At 49.7% G+C, this 20230-nt stretch carries 23 protein-coding genes; 9 read left to right on the top strand and 14 right to left on the bottom strand.

The window, feature by feature from the left end; translation table 11 throughout:
- Positions 1-53: 53 nt before the first annotated feature.
- Positions 54-287, top strand: a complete 234-nt coding sequence (locus O4H47_RS17180; RefSeq protein ID WP_269395246.1) for a hypothetical protein — start codon at positions 54-56, stop codon at positions 285-287.
- A gap of 14 nt (positions 288-301) precedes the next feature.
- Here O4H47_RS17180 and O4H47_RS17175 read toward each other — a convergent pair whose 3' ends face one another.
- The 7 genes from O4H47_RS17175 to O4H47_RS17145 form a co-directional block, all read right to left on the bottom strand.
- Entirely contained in the window at positions 302-1393 is a 1092-nt protein-coding gene (locus O4H47_RS17175; RefSeq protein WP_269395245.1) for an alanine/ornithine racemase family PLP-dependent enzyme, read from the bottom strand.
- A complete protein-coding gene (locus tag O4H47_RS17170; RefSeq protein ID WP_269395244.1) occupies positions 1390-2589 on the bottom strand; it encodes a DUF1611 domain-containing protein in 1200 nt (399 codons plus the stop codon). The genes O4H47_RS17175 and O4H47_RS17170 overlap by 4 nt, the downstream gene beginning before the upstream one ends.
- A 264-nt stretch (positions 2590-2853) precedes the next feature.
- Complete coding sequence (locus O4H47_RS17165; protein ID WP_269395243.1) at positions 2854-3270, bottom strand: hypothetical protein; 417 nt, start codon at positions 3268-3270, stop codon at positions 2854-2856.
- A gap of 86 nt (positions 3271-3356) precedes the next feature.
- Complete coding sequence (gene rsgA / locus O4H47_RS17160; RefSeq protein ID WP_269395242.1) at positions 3357-4400, bottom strand: ribosome small subunit-dependent GTPase A; 1044 nt, start codon at positions 4398-4400, stop codon at positions 3357-3359.
- A 178-nt stretch (positions 4401-4578) separates the two neighbouring features.
- The gene (locus tag O4H47_RS17155) at positions 4579-5250 is read right to left on the bottom strand and encodes an SH3 domain-containing protein (RefSeq protein WP_269395241.1); all 672 of its coding nucleotides are present in this window, start codon (positions 5248-5250) and stop codon (positions 4579-4581) included.
- A gap of 177 nt (positions 5251-5427) precedes the next feature.
- The gene (locus tag O4H47_RS17150) at positions 5428-5805 is read right to left on the bottom strand and encodes an acyl-CoA thioesterase (protein ID WP_269395240.1); all 378 of its coding nucleotides are present in this window, start codon (positions 5803-5805) and stop codon (positions 5428-5430) included.
- Positions 5806-5808: 3 nt separating this feature from the next.
- Positions 5809-6471, bottom strand: coding sequence for a thymidine kinase (locus O4H47_RS17145; RefSeq protein WP_269395239.1), 663 nt, complete (start codon positions 6469-6471; stop codon positions 5809-5811).
- A gap of 393 nt (positions 6472-6864) precedes the next feature.
- On the opposite strand from O4H47_RS17145, the gene O4H47_RS17140 reads away from it, so the two are divergent.
- Together O4H47_RS17140 and O4H47_RS17135 are read left to right on the top strand one after the other, a co-directional pair.
- Positions 6865-7539, top strand: coding sequence for a DUF2461 domain-containing protein (locus O4H47_RS17140; RefSeq protein WP_269395238.1), 675 nt, complete (start codon positions 6865-6867; stop codon positions 7537-7539).
- Between the two features lie 87 nt (positions 7540-7626).
- Positions 7627-8025, top strand: coding sequence for a DUF2147 domain-containing protein (locus tag O4H47_RS17135; protein ID WP_269395237.1), 399 nt, complete (start codon positions 7627-7629; stop codon positions 8023-8025).
- Here O4H47_RS17135 and O4H47_RS17130 read toward each other — a convergent pair.
- The 4 genes from O4H47_RS17130 to O4H47_RS17115 all read right to left on the bottom strand — a co-directional run bounded on the left by O4H47_RS17130 (position 8018) and on the right by O4H47_RS17115 (position 11510).
- Complete coding sequence (locus tag O4H47_RS17130; protein WP_269395236.1) at positions 8018-8929, bottom strand: DMT family transporter; 912 nt, start codon at positions 8927-8929, stop codon at positions 8018-8020. The two genes, O4H47_RS17135 and O4H47_RS17130, sit on opposite strands and share 8 nt — an antisense overlap.
- A 59-nt stretch (positions 8930-8988) precedes the next feature.
- Complete coding sequence (locus O4H47_RS17125) at positions 8989-10212, bottom strand: aminotransferase class V-fold PLP-dependent enzyme (protein WP_269395235.1); 1224 nt, start codon at positions 10210-10212, stop codon at positions 8989-8991.
- Between the two features lie 174 nt (positions 10213-10386).
- Positions 10387-11016 carry a Spy/CpxP family protein refolding chaperone gene (locus tag O4H47_RS17120; protein ID WP_269395234.1) on the bottom strand — a complete coding sequence of 210 codons (630 nt, stop codon included), beginning with the start codon at positions 11014-11016 and terminating at the stop codon, positions 10387-10389.
- A gap of 251 nt (positions 11017-11267) precedes the next feature.
- Positions 11268-11510, bottom strand: coding sequence for a hypothetical protein (locus O4H47_RS17115; RefSeq protein ID WP_269395233.1), 243 nt, complete (start codon positions 11508-11510; stop codon positions 11268-11270).
- A gap of 199 nt (positions 11511-11709) precedes the next feature.
- Here O4H47_RS17115 and O4H47_RS17110 point away from each other — a divergent pair, with 199 nt between their 5' ends.
- The 4 genes from O4H47_RS17110 to O4H47_RS17095 all read left to right on the top strand — a co-directional run bounded on the left by O4H47_RS17110 (position 11710) and on the right by O4H47_RS17095 (position 15174).
- Entirely contained in the window at positions 11710-12909 is a 1200-nt protein-coding gene (locus tag O4H47_RS17110) for a pyridoxal phosphate-dependent aminotransferase (protein WP_269395232.1), read from the top strand.
- Positions 12910-12934: 25 nt separating this feature from the next.
- The gene (locus O4H47_RS17105) at positions 12935-13963 is read left to right on the top strand and encodes a D-cysteine desulfhydrase family protein (protein ID WP_269395231.1); all 1029 of its coding nucleotides are present in this window, start codon (positions 12935-12937) and stop codon (positions 13961-13963) included.
- A 21-nt stretch (positions 13964-13984) separates the two neighbouring features.
- Entirely contained in the window at positions 13985-14725 is a 741-nt protein-coding gene (locus O4H47_RS17100; RefSeq protein WP_269395230.1) for a helix-turn-helix domain-containing protein, read from the top strand.
- 68 nt (positions 14726-14793) lie between these two features.
- Positions 14794-15174, top strand: coding sequence for a VOC family protein (locus O4H47_RS17095; RefSeq protein ID WP_269395229.1), 381 nt, complete (start codon positions 14794-14796; stop codon positions 15172-15174).
- 67 nt (positions 15175-15241) lie between these two features.
- On the opposite strand, the gene O4H47_RS17090 is transcribed toward O4H47_RS17095, so the two are convergent.
- Both O4H47_RS17090 and O4H47_RS17085 read right to left on the bottom strand, forming a co-directional pair.
- Complete coding sequence (locus tag O4H47_RS17090; RefSeq protein WP_269395228.1) at positions 15242-16195, bottom strand: nucleoside hydrolase; 954 nt, start codon at positions 16193-16195, stop codon at positions 15242-15244.
- Positions 16192-17067, bottom strand: coding sequence for a ribokinase (locus tag O4H47_RS17085; RefSeq protein ID WP_269395227.1), 876 nt, complete (start codon positions 17065-17067; stop codon positions 16192-16194). Before O4H47_RS17085 ends, O4H47_RS17090 begins: the two co-directional genes overlap by 4 nt.
- 182 nt (positions 17068-17249) lie before the next feature.
- Between O4H47_RS17085 and msrP the strand changes: the two genes are divergently transcribed.
- Complete coding sequence (gene msrP, locus O4H47_RS17080; protein ID WP_269395226.1) at positions 17250-18218, top strand: protein-methionine-sulfoxide reductase catalytic subunit MsrP; 969 nt, start codon at positions 17250-17252, stop codon at positions 18216-18218.
- A 65-nt stretch (positions 18219-18283) separates the two neighbouring features.
- Here the strand turns inward: msrP and O4H47_RS17075 are convergent, their stop codons facing one another.
- Complete coding sequence (locus O4H47_RS17075) at positions 18284-19117, bottom strand: AraC family transcriptional regulator (RefSeq protein WP_269395225.1); 834 nt, start codon at positions 19115-19117, stop codon at positions 18284-18286.
- 132 nt (positions 19118-19249) lie between these two features.
- Between O4H47_RS17075 and O4H47_RS17070 the strand changes: the two genes are divergently transcribed.
- Positions 19250-20125 (top strand): DMT family transporter, encoded by an 876-nt coding sequence (locus O4H47_RS17070; RefSeq protein ID WP_269395224.1) that lies wholly within the window; start codon positions 19250-19252, stop codon positions 20123-20125.
- The last annotated feature ends 105 nt before the right edge of the window (positions 20126-20230 follow it).

Below are 20230 nucleotides of genomic sequence, written 5' to 3'. Positions count from 1 at the left end.
AATCATTGTATCTGAGCAAACGTGCTATGCTGCTTCTTTCATAAGAGGCAGCTATGACGTTACGATTTGCAGTAATGAGCTTTCGACAAAAAGGCCGTGCCCTGGTTGCCGATCCAATGCAATCCGCCAAGACGGCTGAAGCCGCGATAGCTTTGGCTGAACGGGTTTCTTTGACCCGCGACGGAGCGGTTTCATTTTCTCAAGAGATCGATGTTGAAACCGATTGTTATGATGAACCTATGGTCCTTTCCAGACACGGCAGTTTGCCGCCAGAACTAATGGACTAACCCAACTCTAGTTTTCAGTGCGCTCGCCTTTTTGTCGCAATATTGTTTGAACGATATTGTTTTGTGACAAAGGGCGAAGCCATGGCGTGAATTAACGCGCTATAGTTGAGATGAAAGGCCGCTTCTGATCCTATTGGGAAGTCTTCGTTAAGCGTGTCCAAGACCATATGATCGCTGCTTGACCCCAAAATTTTGATGTTTCGAACGGGTGAAAGACCAGTTGGGTCTGTATCCATTTGCCCCAGTGCTAAGGTTGTTTGATGGATGAGTCCGCTGTTTCTGGCCGTTTTGGTGGAAGCAAACGCTGTTTGCGCAATGGCGCCCGTGGGGTGTGATGGTTTGATTTTGCATTCTATTACTTCGGCGAAGAGTACAAATGCATCTGTGAATAGTTCGTCAAGCGGTTGACGATAGAGTGGTTCGCAGCCAAGTAAAATGGCTTCGCCCAAACGTAGATTGTTGATCCGACCTTTAGCTTCATCCCCTAGCGCCCATGTCAAATTGGCAGAGTTTCCGCCAGAGATAATCTGTAGCTTTGCGTTGAATGTTGCATCAATCGCATCAGCAAGTGCTGAGAGTTCACCCATGTTTCTTGCATCCGGAACAACGCCATTTTGGCAGGCCAAATTGGTGCCAATGCCCTCAAGTTTGATATTTTGGAACCGCAAGGTTTTGCGGACCATATCCTCGAGATCTGCGGGCATAATGCCTTCTCGCAGATCTCCCAATTCCACCATCAGCAATACGCCATGCACGCAGTTTTGAGCTGAAGCAGCTTCTGAAAGCTCGGCGATGGTATCGAGTTCTGTGTTAAGGCTGATATGTGCGGATTTGACGATTTGCGCCGCTTGAGAAATCATTGGCGATCGAATGAGTGTCATGGGTGCCTTTACGCCGGCTTGACGCATGGCTTGCAGGTTTTCTACCCGAGAGTCCGCTAGGCCTTTCACCCCAGCGGAAATTAAAGTGTTGGCAAAAAGTGAGTTGCCCAACATTGCCTTTGTGACACCAGAAACGCCGATGTCACGCGCCGCAAGCTTTTTGACCAGCACTTGTGCGTTGTGCCTTATTTTGTCCAGGTCAATCTCCAGACGAGGGGCCGTCAATGGGAATTGGCAACACGTTTGGGCGCAAGTTGTGGGAATGCTGCGAGCACCATATCAACAAGATGGGCTGTTGGTCTGGTCAGTGCATCTGTTGCTGGAATGCCCAACAGATGCGTATAAGTTTTGATCGCTGAGCTGACTTCATCGTCGCTCATGTTTTCGTGGTTGATGGTGAGCCCAATAACCTTTGTGTCCGCAAAGGTTTCGATGAGGTTGATCTCGCTTTCTGGCGTTGGCATTTCAGTATCCGGAAAATCTCCCAAGTGGGTTCGCTTCGGCGCATGTTGCAAAATGACGCCATCAGGCTGGCTGCCGCGCAAGATGAAAGCTGAAGTCAAATAGGCGGGATGGCTGAGGGCACCTTGACCTTCGACGATGATTACATCTGGGTTTTCTTGTTCAAATGCCTCAACAATCGCAGATTCCATTTCGCCGGAACAAAATTGAGCTGGGATTGCATCAATGGCTATGCCATACCGCGCACCCTGAATGAGACCGGTTTGTCCTGTTCCAATCATGGTGGCCTTTATTCCGTAGGCCTTAAGTGCATCCGTTAGAATGGTTGATGTGGTTCGCTTGCCAATGGCGCCGTCTGTGCCAAGCACTGCGATAACCGGGCAGGTGACTTCTTTGATCCGCCCACTAAACATTCTGAGATCTTTTTTGGCACGTGGTTTGCGCACATCAAGGATGGTAACCTCATAGGCAAGACACGCTGCAGCGAACACTGGGTCTTCGTTGAGAAATTCGTGTAGTCCATTGACGATGTTCATGCCATGGCTCATAGCCTCAATAATCAGGCCGCGTTCGTGGGTTGATAACATGCCGCTGGCCGGAGCCATGCCAAAAATGAAGAAGTCGGGCGTATGTTCTAGGTGGTCTAAAACTGTTGCAAGGTTACTATGAATTTGTATCGAATTTGCAATGCCGTCCAGCACCATGCCGCTGTCTTGACCGGCCAGTTTGCTGTCAATAACTGCACAGACTTCGTATTTTTCTGAATGCCGAACCAGGCCATTTGCTGTTTTGCCATCCAAAGCACCAAAATTGCCTTCACAATAGACGATGGCGGTTTTTGATGTGATGGGCAAGCCATGTTCTGCCAGTTGCACAATAGAATTGGTTGTGGGTTGGCTGTGTGGTTTGCCATCTTGTTTATGTGCGTTGTCGATTTTTGGATCAAGTATATCGGTCATGGTTTTCCTTAAATGGTTTTGGCCGGCAGCAAGATTGCGCCAGCGAAACAGACAAAGTTTCTGGGTTCAGGTAAAAACTGCGGTTTGCATTTTCGATGTGGTCGCAGAACTTGAATAAGTCCGTTCCGCAATGCCAATATGTGGCAGCTGGGCTTAGTCTGCGCGGGTAAACGCAGACTAAGACATCGGCAAATAGATAGGGGCGATCAGATCGCATTGATGCCGCTTGTGCTAACTTGCTGGCGGGTGCCCAGCGGAAACTAGCTAGATATCTTTGCTCAATTCAGCCTGGCAAGCACTGGCCAAAACACTGTTCGGCTTGTCTGATCCCAATGGGGTCGCCCAACCAGCTTTTTCAATAATCTGGCGCTGCTGATAGGAATTGCCTTTTTTGAATTCAACAAAAACTTCTGCGGACTTTGGATCGGTTTTTGAGTTCTCAACGCAATATGGTGTGAGCACCGCGGCTATTGCTGCAACTTCTTGTTTATTTGCCATTTGCGCTGCGGCGCTGCTTGTTACCCAGCCACCCCAGTTAAAGCCTACAACTGCTAAAGCAATAGCACCCGCACCCGCGCCCCAAAGCGCAGGTTTCGTCCATTTAGGGATTTGCATGATATACGTCCAATCAGTGTCGGAACAGGCACGCATGATCGCGTGCAGGGTGGGGCTTTGTAGCATACTCACCCCAGATAGACACACAAATAATGGTAAAAGGCCCTATTGCGATCAATGTGTCATCGGCGTTAAGTTGATTTCGCCCCTACCTATTTCCCTTTTTTGCTCCGTTTCGCCATTTTGCCTGAACTTTGTTCTCGGGCATGGCGTTTGGCCAAGTTTTGGGTGTTTTGTTGGTCTTCGTCGCTGAGTTTTTTCCAGCGCTGCAAACGGGTTTCCTCTAGGTCTCCAGACTCTAGAGCGGCTCTTATGGCGCAGCCGGGTTCTGTTTGGTGCTTACAATCACGAAAACGACAGGTGAGGGCCAAGTCGGTTATGTCGGAAAAAACCTCTTCAACGCCCATTTGAACGTCGGTGAGTTGAAGTTCGCGCATGCCCGGTGTGTCCATCAACAAGCCCCCGGTGCTCAATAAATGCAATTCGCGGCTGGTGGTGGTGTGGCGGCCCTTGTCGTCGGTCTGGCGAACGTCTTGGGTGGCGATTTGATCGTCGCCTGTAAGAGTATTGATCAATGTTGATTTGCCCACACCCGATGAGCCTAAAAACGCTGCGGTTTGACCCTTGTTGCACCAAGGCAGAAGCTGCTCGACTGAGGCCGGGTCTTTGGCGTTTAAAAGGATCACGTCCAAATCAGGCAATAATGTTTTGGCCTGTTTGACGTAGTCCTGTGGGGTTTCAGTTAAATCGACTTTGGTGAGCACCACGACCGGATGTACCCCAGCATCTTGGGCTAGGGTCAAATATCTTTCAATTCGAGCGATATTAAAGTTTTGATTGCAGGAGGACACAATGAAGAGCGTGTCAATATTGGCAGCGATCAATTGTGCCCGTCGCCCTTTGCCCGGTGCTAGGCGTTTCAACAGGCTTTTGCGGGTAAGTAGGCGCGCAGGTTCAAACGTGTTTTTGTCCAGCAATAGCCAGTCCCCCACAATTGCGCGGGCTTCGTTGTCGCTTTTCTTTGCATAAAATGGGGGCACATATTCGTCAAAATCTGGCGCCAATACCCTGATCTTTGCGCGGTGAACTTCAGATACTTTTACGGGGATGAGCTTTTCTGTGTCGGAAGAATTAAGTTGGTCGGAAAAAAATGATGACCAGCCAAAGTCTGCAAGTTGTGAAAACTTGTATGTCATTGATGTTTCACCAATTTCAATGGCATGCAGAAATCCTTCTATTTAAGCGCCTTGTTGGTATCAGCATACGGGCGCGGTGTCATCACATTCAATAGGGCCAAGCTATTTTTCGAACAAAAAAGCCCCGGCAAATGCCGGGGCAATGTGTGTCAGTGGAGGTCTGACAAATTGGGCTATTTTAGTAGCGGTATGATTTGAATGAAGAGATTTCATCGTTCAAACGAAAACCTAGTTTTGGGATATTATTGTCGATCGTGCGACAGATGCCTTTGTAGTTTTTGTGTTTACACACCGTGACCGATGCATCACCAATCACTTTGATTGAGGAGATGCGGTCATTCCATTTTGGCGACAATAGGCGGTTGTTTGTACCGGCATCAACACAAGCCTTTTTCCCTTTGTAGTAGGCATTGCTGTAAAAGCAGATCTTTGCTTTGTGCGGCTTTGGTTCATGTGGCGTGGTATATCCGTCTTCGGTTGAAAAACCGAATGTAAACGAGGAGCCACCTGAGCCAAACTGAAAACCAAATGTGATTTCAGGATCACTTGGATATGGAGTTGGCGTTGGTTTTGGCTTGTGTCCGCCCACGCGTTTTAGGTATTTTGCGGCAACCCAACCATCAGGACCAGAATGGGTGACGTAGCACCATTTTCTCGACTTGGTGCATTTGTTCACATTGACTTTTTCGCCGGTATAAAGAGCGTCAACGATGTTATATCCAGTGCCAGGGCCTGAGCGCACGTTAAGCGCTGTTGATGATTTTGCGGTGAAAGCAAAAGCAGATGACGCGGTGATAACAATGCCCATTGTGGCAAGGGCTGCGGTTTTACTAAATCTACGAAAGTCCATTTCAGATCTCCCAGTTGGATGCTTCACTTGTTCGGTGATGCCACTTAACCAAAAGCTTGCTGAATGGTTACTGAACGGTAATGTTCAGTTTCGGTTCATTTTACCTTTTTTGAAAAATGTGTGTGATTTCAAGGTGATAGTGTGTGTTTTTTGTAACGAACAGATGCGCGCTGCTAGCTATTTTATGGTTTTGGGCTTACCTTGATCGTCCAATGACACATAAACAAAGCGACCGTCGGTCACTTTTTCGCGTTCGTCGAGCCGATTCCGACGCGCCCAAGCTTCCATGAATACGGAAATTGAGGTTGTGCCGACCCGTTCGATTGTTGTGTAGATGCACAAAACATCGCCAATTTTGACGGGCGCGATAAAGGTCATGGCTTCAACCGCTACGGTGACTACTCGGCTCTTGGAGCGTTCCGCGGCAGCAATTCCGCCCGCGATATCCATTTGACTTAGAACCCAGCCGCCAAAAATATCACCCGATGGGTTTGTGTCTGCCGGCATGGCTATTGTGCGGATGGTCAAATCACCTTTGGGCGCGTCTTCGCTCATTTTTTATCCTATCGCAGAAATGGAGGGCACATCGTTTTCGTCGTCATCGTCAAGGTCAAATGCTGTTTGGTGCTCTATATTGACGACGCTTGTTGGGTTCATATGCTCTTCCCAATGGCGACGGCAAAGTGACACATAGACTTCTTTGCCAATGCTGACCTGATCGCCTTCGCGGATGGCGGTGCCATTTTCATCCATGCGTACGACCATGGTAGCTTTGGAGCCACATTCGCAAATGGTGCGGATTTCTCGAAGAACATCGGCAATGGCAAGCAATTCAGCAGAGCCTTCAAACAATTTGCCCTGAAAATCGGTACGAAGACCAAAGCACATAACCGGTATGCTCAGCCGGTCGGCGACGCGGGCCAGTTGCCAGACCTGATCACTGGTTAGAAACTGAGCTTCATCCACAAAAATGCAATTGATCTTTTTGTTGCGATGCGCGGCCTCTATATCGGCGAGAAGGTCGATCTTGCGGTCATAAAGGTTGGCCGCAACGTCCAAGCCAATGCGCGATGAAATTTTACCAACACCATCTTCGACATAAAGTGAAGAGGTGTAAAGGCGCGCATTCATGCCCCGTTCTTGGTAGTTGTGCGCTGCTTGCAAGAGGATTGTCGATTTGCCAGCATTCATAGCCGCATATGAGAAATAAAGCTTCGCCATGCCAGCGCCCTTAATGGAATCGATTGGAGTTGGTTTATTCTAGGCGGTTTTTTCACAGAATTTGAAGGTGTGGGGCTGAAAATCGTCAACTGCCCCCAGTTTTGAAGCGGTTGTGAGATAAAAAATGGCCGCTGACGGAGCGGCCATTGCGTGTCGATTGGGGGTGGTGACACGTCAGTCTGACACAGCTCTGTGCTGTGTTTTGTCCAATACACGGGGCATTGTATCTTGAACAAGGACCAAGTTAAGGTTCCATGATGACAGCTGGGTGACGGACTTGTGACAATCTGATGACGGCCCTTTTAGGGGATTAGGTTTTTGATAAATGTGTCGACTAGGTCGATTGCGGTTCGACATATTGAATATAGGCAACTTGAACCGGGGGACTAAGAGATGATTGGTGAGGCTTTTCGCAGTTTTTTGTTTGAGCTCGACAAGAACAATAATCGGGAATGGTTTGACGTAAACAAATCGCGTTACCAAAAGCATGTGGTTGGGCCAATGCTAGAACTCATTGGCACTGTTGACGGTGCGCTGTCCCAGCTTTCACCTGCGTTAAGGGCAGAACCAAAGGTGAATGGATCGCTTCGGCGTATATATCGAGATACACGGTTTTCAAAAGATAAGACGCCCTATCACACGCATGTGCATTTGATATTTTGGACAGGTGCACATCCCAATAGATCGCCGGGCGTTCATGTGGTTTTTAACGCGGATAGCTTTGCCTTTGGTTCAGGGCATTGGGGATTGGATAAGGACCAGCTCGAGCGCATGCGCGCTCAAATCGTTTTGGATGGCGCGGAAACTGTTTCAGCTGCCGTAAGGGCTGTTGCAAAGCATGGTGTTGTGCTCGATCCTCCGGCGTTATCAAGAGTGCCACGGGGTTTTGACAAAACCGCAGAAGGGGCAGAATGGTTGCGACATAAGGGACTTGTCGTCAAAAGCGGGGAAATGCCATTTGTGCCAGCCCTTGAAAAACTGGATGATGCTGCCCAATTGATTGTTGGCATTTGTGATAAGATGTCGCCAATAAATAGATATTTAGTGGATCACGCTTGGCTTAAATGATGGGTTTGGCATATCGGGTTCACAATGCCGCCACACTCAAAGATTAGACAAAATGCGCGGGCGGCAATTGTTTTGTTTGGAGAAGAAATGAGCAAGTTTGCCAAAATCATGAGTGTTGTTGCTTTGTCCATGTCGATCAGCGGGCCAGCAATGGCTGAGAACTTAAACCCGGAAGGCACTTGGACGCCGGGCAACAAAGAATCTCGCTACGACATTAGCTACTGCGGCAAAGGCACCGATCTTTGCGCCAAAGTGGCCTGGATTGACCCAAAGTTCGTCAATGATGACAATAAGAAACTATTGGGCACTGACTTGTTCTCTGAGATTCCAATGCGCGGTCGTTCCAAATGGCGGGGCACAATTAATTTTCAAGGACACCGGGTCAACGGGACCGTTAAGCAGTTGGCTGCGGACAAATTGAGTGTGAAAGCATGTGTATTCTTTTTGTGTGAAGAAGTATTGCTTGATCGCGTCGCGGCTAACTAGAGTTACCAACGGCTGTTCTCTTGCGGCGGGCCTTTTCAAAAAAGACCGGGCCCGCTTCGGCCAACACGATGGCTGAAAAAATCAGCACAATCCCCAAATAGCCATTAGAGCTGAGGCGCTCTCCCAAAATAATGGCGGCGCCAATGGCTGCAAAAAGGCTTTCCATTGAAAGTATGAGGGCCGCATTGGCGGTTGGCACATGTTGCTGGCTGACGGTGTGCAATGTAAAGCCGATCGCTGTGGATAGGATGCCGGTGTATAGGATTTCAACCCAACCGATCTGAATAGCCTCAATGGTCACCGTTTCGGTGCCCAATGCCCCAGCGGCGCAGATGCTGCCACCGATCAAAAAGATGATCGCGGACACAGTAATCGGGCGCTGTGTGGTTTGAGCGGTGGTGCCCAAAAAGAACACATACATTGCCCAAAAGAACGAGCTGGCGAAGACGTAGTAATCTCCGATAACGAAGTTTTCGATTTTGCCACCGCTGAGTAGAAATAGCCCTGAAAAGGCCAACGCGGCAGCCACCCAAATTAGGTTGTGCAGTTTCGCCTTGGTGAAAACCACCATGAGAATTGGCACAAAAAAGACGTAGAAGCCGGTCAAGAACCCGGTGTTGGTAACCGAAGCTGTGAGCAGCCCAATCTGTTGCAACCAAGACCCAAAAAAGAATGCGATGATCAAAAGACCAATCAATTGCCAGCCTTTTTTGGTGATTGGTTTGTTGACACGGCGACTTTCCCAAATAGCGAGCGGCAAAATTAGTATGCCACCAAGCAAATAGCGTGCTGCTAGAAATGTGAAAGGCTCCATTGAGCCCATTGCAGATTTTTGGGCGATAAAGGCCGAGCCCCAAATAATGGTGGCAACGATCAGCAATGCTGTAGCGGTGGCGCGCGTCATGGGCGACAACTTTCACAACTTAGATGGGCTTTGCGCCAGTATAAGGCGTCGCCGAAAAACTAAAGAACTTGATCGAGCGCTTTGATGAGCTGGTCGATTTCGTTTTGAGCGGTGTAATGCACAAATGACATGCGCAAAACGCCATGGTCAACACCCAAATCCAATGCCTTTATCAACCGATAGGCATAAAAATGGCCGCCGGCGGCCATGATTTTGTGTTTGGCCAAATCTTGCGCTAGCTCTTGGCCCGGTTTTTCACAATGAATTGCAATGGTTGGCACACGGTCGATTGGCGTTGATGGGCCAATGATGCGCACGTCATTACGTCCGCGCAAATAGTCCATAAGCGGTTCAACCAGCTGTGTTTCTTGCGCGCGCATTTTCAAAGATGTTGCCCGATAAGGGTCGGGCGTACCTTGTGTGCCAGCAATTTTTGCAAGTTCATCTAAATAGTCAACGATGCCATTACATGCCGCGATTTGTGCATGGTCTGGGCCCGCTGGCACCAACCGCTTACGCAAAATGTCTTTGTTGAAGAAGTGGCCTTGGTTTGGCAGTTTTTTGGCCAAATCTGGATCCACCACCATTACCCCTTGGTGGGGACCGTAAGTCTTGTAAGTTGAAAACAAATAGATATCTGCACCCAAATCGGTGATGTCGGGTAAAGTATGTGGGGCGTAGGCAACGCCATCAACTACGGTGATCGCGCCAACTGAGTGGGCGATTTCGCAGATTTTTTTAACTGGATTAATGTGGCCAACAATGTTGGAACAGTGGGGGAAGGTGACCAGTTTGACTTTGTCATCAAGCAGGGCAGTTAGGGCATCAAGCTCTAATTCTGCGGTTTCGGTGTTCACTTGCCATTCGCGCACTTCTACACCGATTTTTTCCAGCTTTCGGAATGCGCCCGTATTTGCTTCGTGGCACTGGTTGGTCACGATGATTGCATCGCCCGCGCTCAGAAACTCTTCAAACGCTTTGCCAAGAGTATATGTGTTTGCGGATGTGGATGGGCCAATGTGGATCGCATCAACGGATGTGTTGAGCACCTTGGCCAAGCGGACGTGGGCCCGGTCCATTTCCGAACCTGCTTCTTGTGATGCGGGGTAGGTACCGTAGGGCTGAAGCTTGTGCGCCGTGAAATAATGGTTGTAGTGATCGATGACTTGTTGGGCCATATAAGCACCGCCGGCATTTTCGAAAAATGCCCAACCCTGCAAATCAGCTTGCTTGAACGCAGGAAAATTGGCGCGAACCGCCGTGGAGTTTAATGGCAATGTCATGATCGTCATCCCGAAAGAATTGGTTGAACCACATTGGTAGCTTGAGATTGTTTGATCGGCAAGTCAAAAAGAGCGCCAATTGCTTGGGGACAATTGACGCTCCTTTGCGGGAACAAGTGTTGGGAGAAATGTCTGACGACGGGGGCTTGCCGCCAGACAGTGTATCGCTACGTGTTAGCCGTTGGTTGGCGCAGGAGCTGATTGACCTTTTTGGCCACGCGGGCCTTTGCCATCTTTGCCCCAATGGCCTTTTTGTCCTTTGCGCTCGCCGTTTTCGTGCTCCATGCCTTGACGACCTTTTTTGCCGCCAGCTTTGTTGACTTGCGCTTTTTGTTCGTCGGACAATGAGTCATAGAAGGCTTCAAACGCAGGCATAACTGTGTTCATGCTGGCCAACTGCAGTTCCATCATTGCGGAACGGTGTTTAAGCTTTTCCGCCGCACCTTCAGGTTTTTGTTCTTTAAGCGGCGCACAGCTTGTCGCAAAGTCTGTTTGTGCAGTTAGCGCTGCGGTTTTCAGGTCGTCAAATGCTGGACGTTGGGCATCTGTTAGATCGATGCGAATGGCCATGATTTCGAGCATTTTGTCCAAACGATCAGCGCCTTCAGTTGAGCAAATGGAACCTAGGAAACCGTGACCACCGCGCATTGGGCGGAATTGGCCTTTGCCTTTATGGTCCTGCTTCTGTTCAGCTTTTGGCGATTGGGTTGAATTGTCTTGGGCGAATGCGGCTGGAGCAAACGCGCTGATTGATAGTGTGCCAACAAGAGTTGCTGCGGTTACGAGTGCTGAGAGCTTTTTCATTTCTTTTTCCTTTGCCCGATCTGTTGGGCGCTTCGTGTTGTGCGTCTGATCGAGAATGAAGATAGGGGATGTCACGTTGCCTAAAGTTTTCCGCCGGATGAATAATTGGTAAGCTTGGAAAGGTTTGAAACAGCGGACAAAAAAAGACCGATGCGGGGGAGGCACCGGTCATCAAGTTTTGGGGGATGCTTTCCAAAATAGAAGGCTTCTGCTGGAAAGCGGTGCAGAATGGAGGTCGTTGAGTAATATCTCTAGCGGCGCAGATTGCGCACGCGAATATGTTTGAACTTAGCGCGGCTCATTTGGTGCCAGACGCCAAATATGATTGCGGAACAAAGGGCAAGGGCTGGCAAGATGATGCTGAGCGCCAGCGCGTTAGAATGATCAGCGTTTGCTGCAAATGCAGGGCTGACAACCAGCAAAATGGCAAATAGTCCTGCGAAGGCGCCGGTGAATTTGGCCAAGCTGCTATTTCGTTTTTTTAACGCGCTCATTGCTTTGTTCCAATCCGTATCATTGTTCGATGATGGCAATGTGCCGATCAGTTGCGTTCAGAGTTGGATGAAACTGAGGAGATTTGCGTTCAATTGTGCGGCAAGTTTGTGGCAACAGCTTTTGGCACTTGCTGCTTGCCAAACCGCAACGAACTTGTTTTGATCCATTTTGATAGGACCCAACCAAAGAATCTTTTTCATGACCATGATCTCTGATGCGCTTGAGCGCGTGAAACCTTCTGCCAGTATGAACATATCCGCAATTGCTTTGGAAAAACGTGCCGCAGGCGTTGATATTATCCCCATGAGTGCGGGCGAGCCGGATTTTGATACGCCCGACCAAATTAAAGTTGCGGCCAAGCGCGCGCTGGATGCGGGCAAGACAAAATACACAGCAGTTGATGGTATTCCAGAGCTTAAGGCCGCGATTGCGGCAAAATTTGCGCGTGAGAACGGCTTGAATGTTGAGCCGAGCGCTTGTTTTGTGGCGACCGGTGGCAAACAGATCATTTTTAATGCGCTGGTGGCAACGCTCAACCCGGGCGATGAGGCATTGGTGCCTGCGCCCTATTGGGTTTCATATCCTGAAATGGTCAATTTGACCGGCGCAACCCCTGTGATTATGCAGACGAGCGCGGCGAGCGGCTTTAAGATAACTGCGGATGAGTTGGCCAAAGCGATAACGCCAAGAACCAAGTGGCTCTTGATCAATTCGCCAGGCAATCCGTCGGGTGCGGTTTATTCTAAAGAAGAGTTGGAAGCATTGGCCCTCGTGCTGCGGGCGCATCCGCAGGTCCATATTTTGATGGATGATATTTATGAACATCTGACTTATGGCACCAAATTTTACACGATGGCGCAAATTGCGCCCGATTTGGCATCGCGGACATTGACCATGAATGGGGTATCTAAGGCCTATTCTATGACCGGCTGGCGGATTGGCTATTGTACGGGGCCAGATTGGTTATTGAAAGCCATGCGCAAGTTGCAAGGGCAATCCACGTCCAATCCATGTTCTATTGCACAATGGGCCGCGGTTGAAGCATTGAACGGGGATCAAACATTTTTGGACGGATGGCGCGCGGCCTTTGTTGAACGGCGTGACTATTTGGTTTCGCGCCTCAACCAAATCGAAGGCCTTGACTGTTTGACACCAGATGGCGCGTTTTATGTTTATCCATCGTGCGCTGGATTGTTGGGCAAGACCACCAAAGGCGGTCGCAAGCTTGTGACGGATGAAGATGTGGCGCTGGCGTTGCTTGACGAAGTTGATGTGGCCACCGTGCATGGTGGGGCATATGGATTGTCGCCACACTTCCGCGTTTCTTATGCTGTGTCGCTTGAAGACATCGCGCGCGCTTGTGATCGGTTTGAGGCGTTTGTTGGCGATTTGAAGTAGGGCTTGCTGCTTAAGGGGTAATGAGATGCGTTTAAATAGTGAAATTGACAAGGTTCTTGCGAACTCGGCGCGGATCGAATTGGCCCATTTGCCAACGCCTCTACAGCGGTTGGATCGTATAAGTGCACATTTGGGTGGGCCGACAATCTATATCAAGCGCGATGATTGTACCGGGCTTGCTGGGGGCGGCAACAAAACGCGCAAGCTTGAGTTTTTGATGGCGGCTGCGAAAGCCGATGATGCGCTGAGCGTGGTGACAATTGGCGGCATACAATCCAACCATTGCAGGCAAACCGCTGCCGCTGCAGCCAAATTGGGCCTCGAATGTCATGTTGCGCTTATCGATAAGGTGAATTGGCAAGACCCTGCATATCGTTTGGCGGGCAATGTGACACTTGACCATGTTTTGGGTGCGCATGTGCATGTTTACGCGGATGTATATGATCGCGACGATGTGCGTGATTATTTGATGCGTATGGTAGGCAATCAAGGAAAACTGCCGTATTTCATTCCGCTTGGCGGTTCAAATGTAATTGGTGCGCTTGGTTATGTCGCTGCATTTGGTGAGTTGAATGATCAGCTCGCCGATGCGGAATTGTCGCCAAAGGCCCTATATTTTTGCACGTCAAGCGGGGGCACGCATGCCGGTTTGGCGGCGGGGTCTATAATAAGTGGACGCCCGTTCCCCATCATTGGTGTTCATAATGAGGAAGACCCAACATCCATTCAAACAACCGTTGGAGAATTGGTCGACGGTATGCTGGAGCATTTGGGTGTGAACATCACGCGCACATCAGATGATGTGCAAGTGCTCAGCGGATATGGTGAGCCGTCGTACGGCATTCCCAACGCAAAGGGCAATGCGGCAATCGCGCTCATGGCCCAGCAGGAAGGTATCCTTCTTGACCCGGTTTACACAGGTAAAGCGTTCGCGGGTTTGATTGGTGATATTGAAGCCGGGAAACTGAAGAAGGGCGACGACGTGGTGTTTTTGCATACAGGCGGCGCACAGGCGCTGGGCGCTTATTCGAGTTTGTTTGTTGATAAAACGTAAGATCCTGGGACCACCGCAGACATGTATGACCCCAAAGGAAATGGCAAAGAGAAAACAATTCAAGCGGTGCAGTTTACGGAGCTGGAACCGCCAGAACACCTGCGTGGAATTGTACATCGGTTTTTAGAGTTGAAGACGGATGGTGTTTTGCCACAAGACTATCGATTTCATGCCTTGCCTGATGCCTGCACGTATATTGTTTTTGACCAATTAAATAGAGACGTTGCGGGTGTCACCAAATTGCGGGCCTCGTCTGAAGAGTTGAATTTGGGTAGAGAATTTCACTTTATCAACATTCGGTTTTTGCCCGGTGTTTGGCAAAGTGCGCTTGCGCCGGTTACCTATGGAATGGTGGACCATCCATATGGTGGTGAGCTGCCGCTGGTTGAAACAAATCGGGCGATGGGCCAATTGAGTTTTGCTGAAAAGCAATCAGTTTTGTCAGATTTTGTCGAAAGGCTTATTGATGATGAATTGGTCGTCTCAAATCCGGTGACAGAAAAGATCTTTCATCGGCTTGATGAGATTTATTCTGTTGCTGATATGGCTACAGCCGCGAACTTGTCCGCTCGCCAATTGCAACGTGTGCTCAAACGGACAACCGGATTTACGCCACATGATTTTCTCAAAGTGTTGCGCTTGCAACAAGCGTTGAGGGGCGAACCTTCTTTGTCCTATGCGGATCAGTCCCACTTTATCCATTCATTTCGCAAGGCCACGGGATATACGCCAGGAAAATACTCCAAAAAGTTTGATGTCTGATATCTACAATACACACTGAATGCTGATTGATAGATCTGCGCCATAAACAACATTTGGCGGAGATGAAAATGTCAAAAATGAATGCAGTTGGTTGGTTCGATATCTATGTGAATGATTTGGATCGCGCAGTGGCTTTTTATGAAGCGGTTCTGGGGCAAAAACTTAAAGAGCTAAAAGACCCAACAGGGCAAACAAAAATGATGAGTTTCCCAGCCGATATGAGCGCCTATGGCGCTGGTGGCGCATTGACAAAGTCAGCACATGGCTCACCTGGCATAGGCGGAACAATCGTTTATTTCTCGACTGAAGATTGCGCGACAGAAGAGGCAAAGGTTGAAGAAGCAGGAGGAAAGGTCGTTCGGCCCAAATTCTCGATCGGGGAGTTTGGTTGGGTCACCTTGTGTCAGGACACTGAGGGCAACATGTTTGGCCTTAGCTCCATGAAGTAAGACCAAACAATTCGGTCATCAAATAGTTGCATGGGCAAACCGGTTGGTTGCCCATGCAGTTTTTAGCTTACATGCTCCGACGTGCGTCGCGGCGGGCATCTGCCTTTTTGAGCGTTGAGAGGAACGTGTCCTTCACGCCTTGGTCGTTGACTTCGAAGCAGATTTTTATGGGGCGGCCATTCTTTGCTGGATCAGCGATTGTGTTGCCGACTTCATCACCTTCAAGAATGGTGTTTAGCGGCGCTTCTTTTACCTCAAAAAACTCTGGATCCGTGATGGCGATCACCGCCGCTGGGTCGTGCAAATAGCAGCCGTTGACGCCGACATTTTCGGTGTAGAATTTGATGTAATAGTCAGACACTTGTTCCAAGAACTTGCCAATGTCTGGCGAGTTTTTGGTAACGTCGCGGAAGTCGTCCATATTACAGCTAACTGAATGGGTGACGTCTAGGCCCACCAAAGTGACCTCCCAATCAGCGTCAAATACGACTTGAGCCGCGTGCGGGTCGTTCCAGATGTTTGCTTCAGCAAAAGGGGTGACATTGCCCGGTGCATCGACAGCGCCGCCCATGATCACCACTTTTTTCGCGTTTTTCGCGATCTCGGGGTCATGTTGCAAAGCAAGAGCCAAATTGGTCAATGGACCAACGGCGCAAATGATGATTTCACCCGGATTAGCTTTGGTCACTTCACACAAAAACTCAGCAGCGGAGCGCGCGTCTTTTTCCCGGCTTGGCACTTGTGGAGGATAATCTCCAAAGCCTTCGACACCATGCACAAAATCTGCGTGGGGGTTGGGCACAATGGTCAACGGCGTGGCAGCGCCTTCGGCCACAGGTATGTTTAGTCCTGCAAGGTCTGTGAGGTGAATGGCGTTACGGGTAGCGGTTTTAACCGGCACATTGCCAAACACAGTGGTCAGTCCAACAACGTCAAGCCGTTCGTCCGCGAAAGCGTGGTGCAGGGCCATTGCGTCGTCAATGCCCGGATCTGTGTCGATGATGATTTTGTGGACGGTCATTTATGTGTCTCCAAGAACTCAAATACTTCTGAAATGGTGGGAATAGCATCTGCTGCGCCGGGTCTTGTGACCTGAATAGCGGCGGCAGCGCTTGCAATTTTTAAGGCAGTGGCGGGATCATCGCCAAGGTCGAGCCGGGCCAAAAAATAGCCCGTGAATGTATCGCCCGCGCCAGTTGTGTCAACGGGGGTGACTTTGAACGCTTTGACGCCAAAGCTCTCGTCGCCATCGGAGTAAGTTGCGCCTTTTGACCCTTTGGTGATCAATATTTTTTCGACCGGCAAATCATTGACCGGCATATGCATTGTGTCTGCCAATTGAGCGGCTTCAATTTCATTGACCGCGATTAGGTCCACATGTGGGATCATTTTGGCGGCGATTGCTGCATCAAAAGGTGCTGCAGCATAGGCAACTTTGAGGCCCTTGGCTTTTGCGGCTTGGGCTGCTTGCAAGATCATATTGGTTTCGTTTTGCAGCAACAGCCAATCTCCCGGTTGTGCGCTGTCCAATGCATTGGCGATTTGTGATTTGGTCAAGTTTTCGTTGGCGCCGCCATGAATGACGATTGTGTTTTCACCCGCGTTATCAACATAGATCACCGCGTGGCCTGATGCGCCATTGTCAGTGAGAATGTTGGATGTGTTGACGCCATGCGCTGTGAGCTTGTCTTTAGCCCAAAGTCCGTCTTCTCCAACTCGTCCGACATGATCCACTTGGCCGCCCGCCAGAGCAATTGCAATTGACTGGTTCGCGCCTTTGCCACCAAGCCCAGCACTATAGGAAAGATTGCGCAAGGTTTCGCCTGCCGCGGGGAAATGGGGCACGCGATGGACGTAATCAATGTTGATTGATCCGATGTTGATGACAGGCATGGGCACCTCGCAGCGGTTAAAGTTTTGGCCTTTTACAGATATTTTATCATATGGTCAAAAATAAAATGAACCCGTTACAAACCTTGTTACGTACTCACGGTGATTTGACAATTGCTCAGTTGCCTGTGATCGCGAAGTTTTGTTTGCTGCACATGAGAAAAGCCAAGAAGCGAGAGAAAAAGATGCTGATCAAGAAAAAGCGTAGCTGGGAAATTGCGGAACGAGAGGCAACGCCTGAAGGTGTCTATATGAATAGGCGTCAAATCATGGCCGGGGCCGGCGCAATTGGCTTGGCTGGGGCGCTTGGCACGGTCCGGGGCGCTTTTGCTGCGCCCGGCGATGAGCGCTTGGCCATGAATGCCGTCCGCAATGAAGCTTTTCAACTTGATCGGGAGCTGACGCCTGAAGACGTGAATTTGAATTACAATAATTTCTACGAATTCGGATCGCACAAGGAAATCGCAAAAGATGCGCAGGTGCTTGAAGCGCGGCCTTGGCAAGTGACGATTGATGGGTTGGTGGACAATCCAACAACCATCGATATTGATGATTTGATTTCAAAGATGGGCATTGAAGAACGTCTCTATAGACACCGCTGCGTAGAAGCTTGGTCGATGACAGTGCCTTGGATTGGTTTTCCGTTTGCCAAATTGGTTGAAATGGCAGGGCCACAAGCGGGCGCGAAATACATCCGTATGGAAACGTTCAACGATCCAAGCGTGGCCCGCGGCATCAAAACGCAACCGTGGTATCCTTGGCCCTATATCGAAGGACTTACTGTTGAAGAAGCGCAGAACGATCTCGCGTTCTTGGTGGTGGGTGCTTATGGCAAACAGGTCGCCGATCAAATGGGCGCACCCTTGCGCTTGGCGTTGCCGTGGAAGTATGGCTTTAAGTCCATCAAATCGATTGTGAAGTTTACCTTCACCAATGAACGCCCGATCAGTTTTTGGGAGCAATTGCAGGCGCGTGAATATGCGTTTTGGGCAAATGTGAACCCTAAAGTGCCCCATCCGCGCTGGACGCAGGCCACAGAACGGGTTCTGCACACAGGTGAGCGTGTGCCCACATTGTTGTTCAATGGCTATGAAGAGCAGGTGGCGAGTTTATATGCGGACAAACAAGATTTGGGTGATCTGCTTTACCGCTAGCTGCGTATCTATATTATCCTCCTCCAAGACCCAGGGCGCCGGTGATTTATCATCGGCGCTTTTTTTTACCCAAAAAGGGCCCGACGGTAGGCGGCGGGTGTGAGGCCGGTGCTGGTTTTAAACGCCCGCGTGAAATGGCTTTGACTTGAAAAACCACAAGCTGCTGAAATCTGCGCAATTGAAGTGTTTTTCAAAAGTGCTTTGGCGTGCTCTATGCGCTGGCCCAATATCCAATTGTGGGGTGATATTCCCCTGCTGGCGCTAAACATGCGGTGAAAATGAAATTCGGAAAGTTCTGCTACTTGCGCCAAGTCTTCAAGTCTAATGGTTGTGTGTAAGTGGGCTTCGACCCACTCGTCAATTCTGCGCAGTGTGTGGGGGGAAAGGCCGCCAACAACCGCTTTTTTGCCAATGTTTAGACGACCGATAAGCTCTGCAAACGCTGCATCGGCTTGTAGTACATTTCCATCGATTGCAGCTTGCGCCATGGCAGCAAGCGGACCTGAAAATGTTGGTGCGTGGGCCAGTGTGAGTTCGCTCAGTTCTAAAGTGCGGCAATCGCGGTCGTGGGTTTTGGCATAGTGTGCGCGCAATTGAGCGTTCGGCACATAAAGGTGGACGAAGCGAAAAGGGTCTTTGATCTCCCAGTGGGATGGGTGTCCTTCGGGAAACACGCATACGGCGCCCGGCCAGCCCACGCGCTCTTCTATATCTAGCCGCCGCGTGCCCTGGCCTCCAGCCAGATAGCGGCTGAATGTGTGGCCCAGCGGGTCATCATAATGCACTTGATCATTGGTGTTTTGCCAAATTGAAATCTGCCGCTCGCCGCCAATGTTCAGGGCGAAGAGTTGTTTGGCATTTTTGGATTTGCTCAATATGGCTTGGCAAGATAGGGGCATGCGACCTCACTGTGAACGCAAAACATATATGAGCTTTTTGGCGTGCGCAAAGCGCTTGCACCATTTTATAGCAAGATTGTGCAATAGCGCACGAAGCGTTCAGTTTATGGCTGAAACAAAAAGAGGTGCGTTTTGACCAGTTTCATTTTGTTTGTTTCAACGGTTCTGATTTGGGGCACGACTTGGATTGCCATTGCGTTTCAAGTGGGTGAGGTGCCGTTGGTTGTTTCGGTATTTTATCGGTTTGCCTTGGCCGGGGTCGTATTCTTGGCGGGTTTGGCGCTGGCGGGTAAGCTAAAGCGCCCATTGGTTTGGCGTTTCGTTTTTGTGCAAGCGCTTTGTCTGTTCAGTTTTAACTTCATCGCTTTTTACAATGCGACGGCCCTTATGGCGTCCGGGCTGGTGTCCGTGGTGTTTTCGCTGGCGTCGATCTTTAACGCACTTAACGCGCGGTTGTTCTTTGGAGAAAAGATCGAACTCCGCACCATTTTTGCCGGACTTATTGGTGTTGGTGGATTGGTGCTTTTGTTTTGGCGTGACATTTTTGGCGAGTTGAATTGGGATGTGCTAACCGGAATTTTGTGGGCCACGGGGGGGACGATGTTGTTTTCGTTGGGCAATATGGCATCCCGGCGTAACTCGTTTGAGGGTGTGTCGCCACTGATTGCCAATAGTTGGGGCATGGGCATTGGTGCCTTGGTGTTATTGGCCATCATATTTGTAACTGGCACGCCGCTTATTTTGGTGACAACGCAGAGTTATTTGCTTGCGCTCGCCTATTTGGCGGTGGTTGGATCGGTGATCGGCTTTACCACTTATTTGATGCTGGTTGCGCGTATCGGTTCGGCAAGAGCGGGCTACGCAACCGTTGTTTTCCCCATCGTCGCATTGCTCGCCTCCACTATGTTTGAAGGGTACCAATGGCATTGGAGCGCCATTGTTGGCATTGGGCTAACGATGGTTGGCAATCTGGTGATGTTTGCGCCACGGCGTAAGCGCTCAATTTGATCAGCGTTGGACGGTATGGTGTTTGCTGACAAAAAAAAGACCCTGTCTTTATGAGACAGGGTCTTTGAATAGGTAGCAGACATCGAGGGAGGAGGGACGGTGTCT

It is taken from the genome of Maritalea porphyrae, from assembly GCF_027213965.1.
Taxonomy (GTDB): domain Bacteria; phylum Pseudomonadota; class Alphaproteobacteria; order Rhizobiales; family Devosiaceae; genus Maritalea; species Maritalea porphyrae_A.
This window is presented reverse-complemented; position numbering and strand designations above follow the sequence as displayed.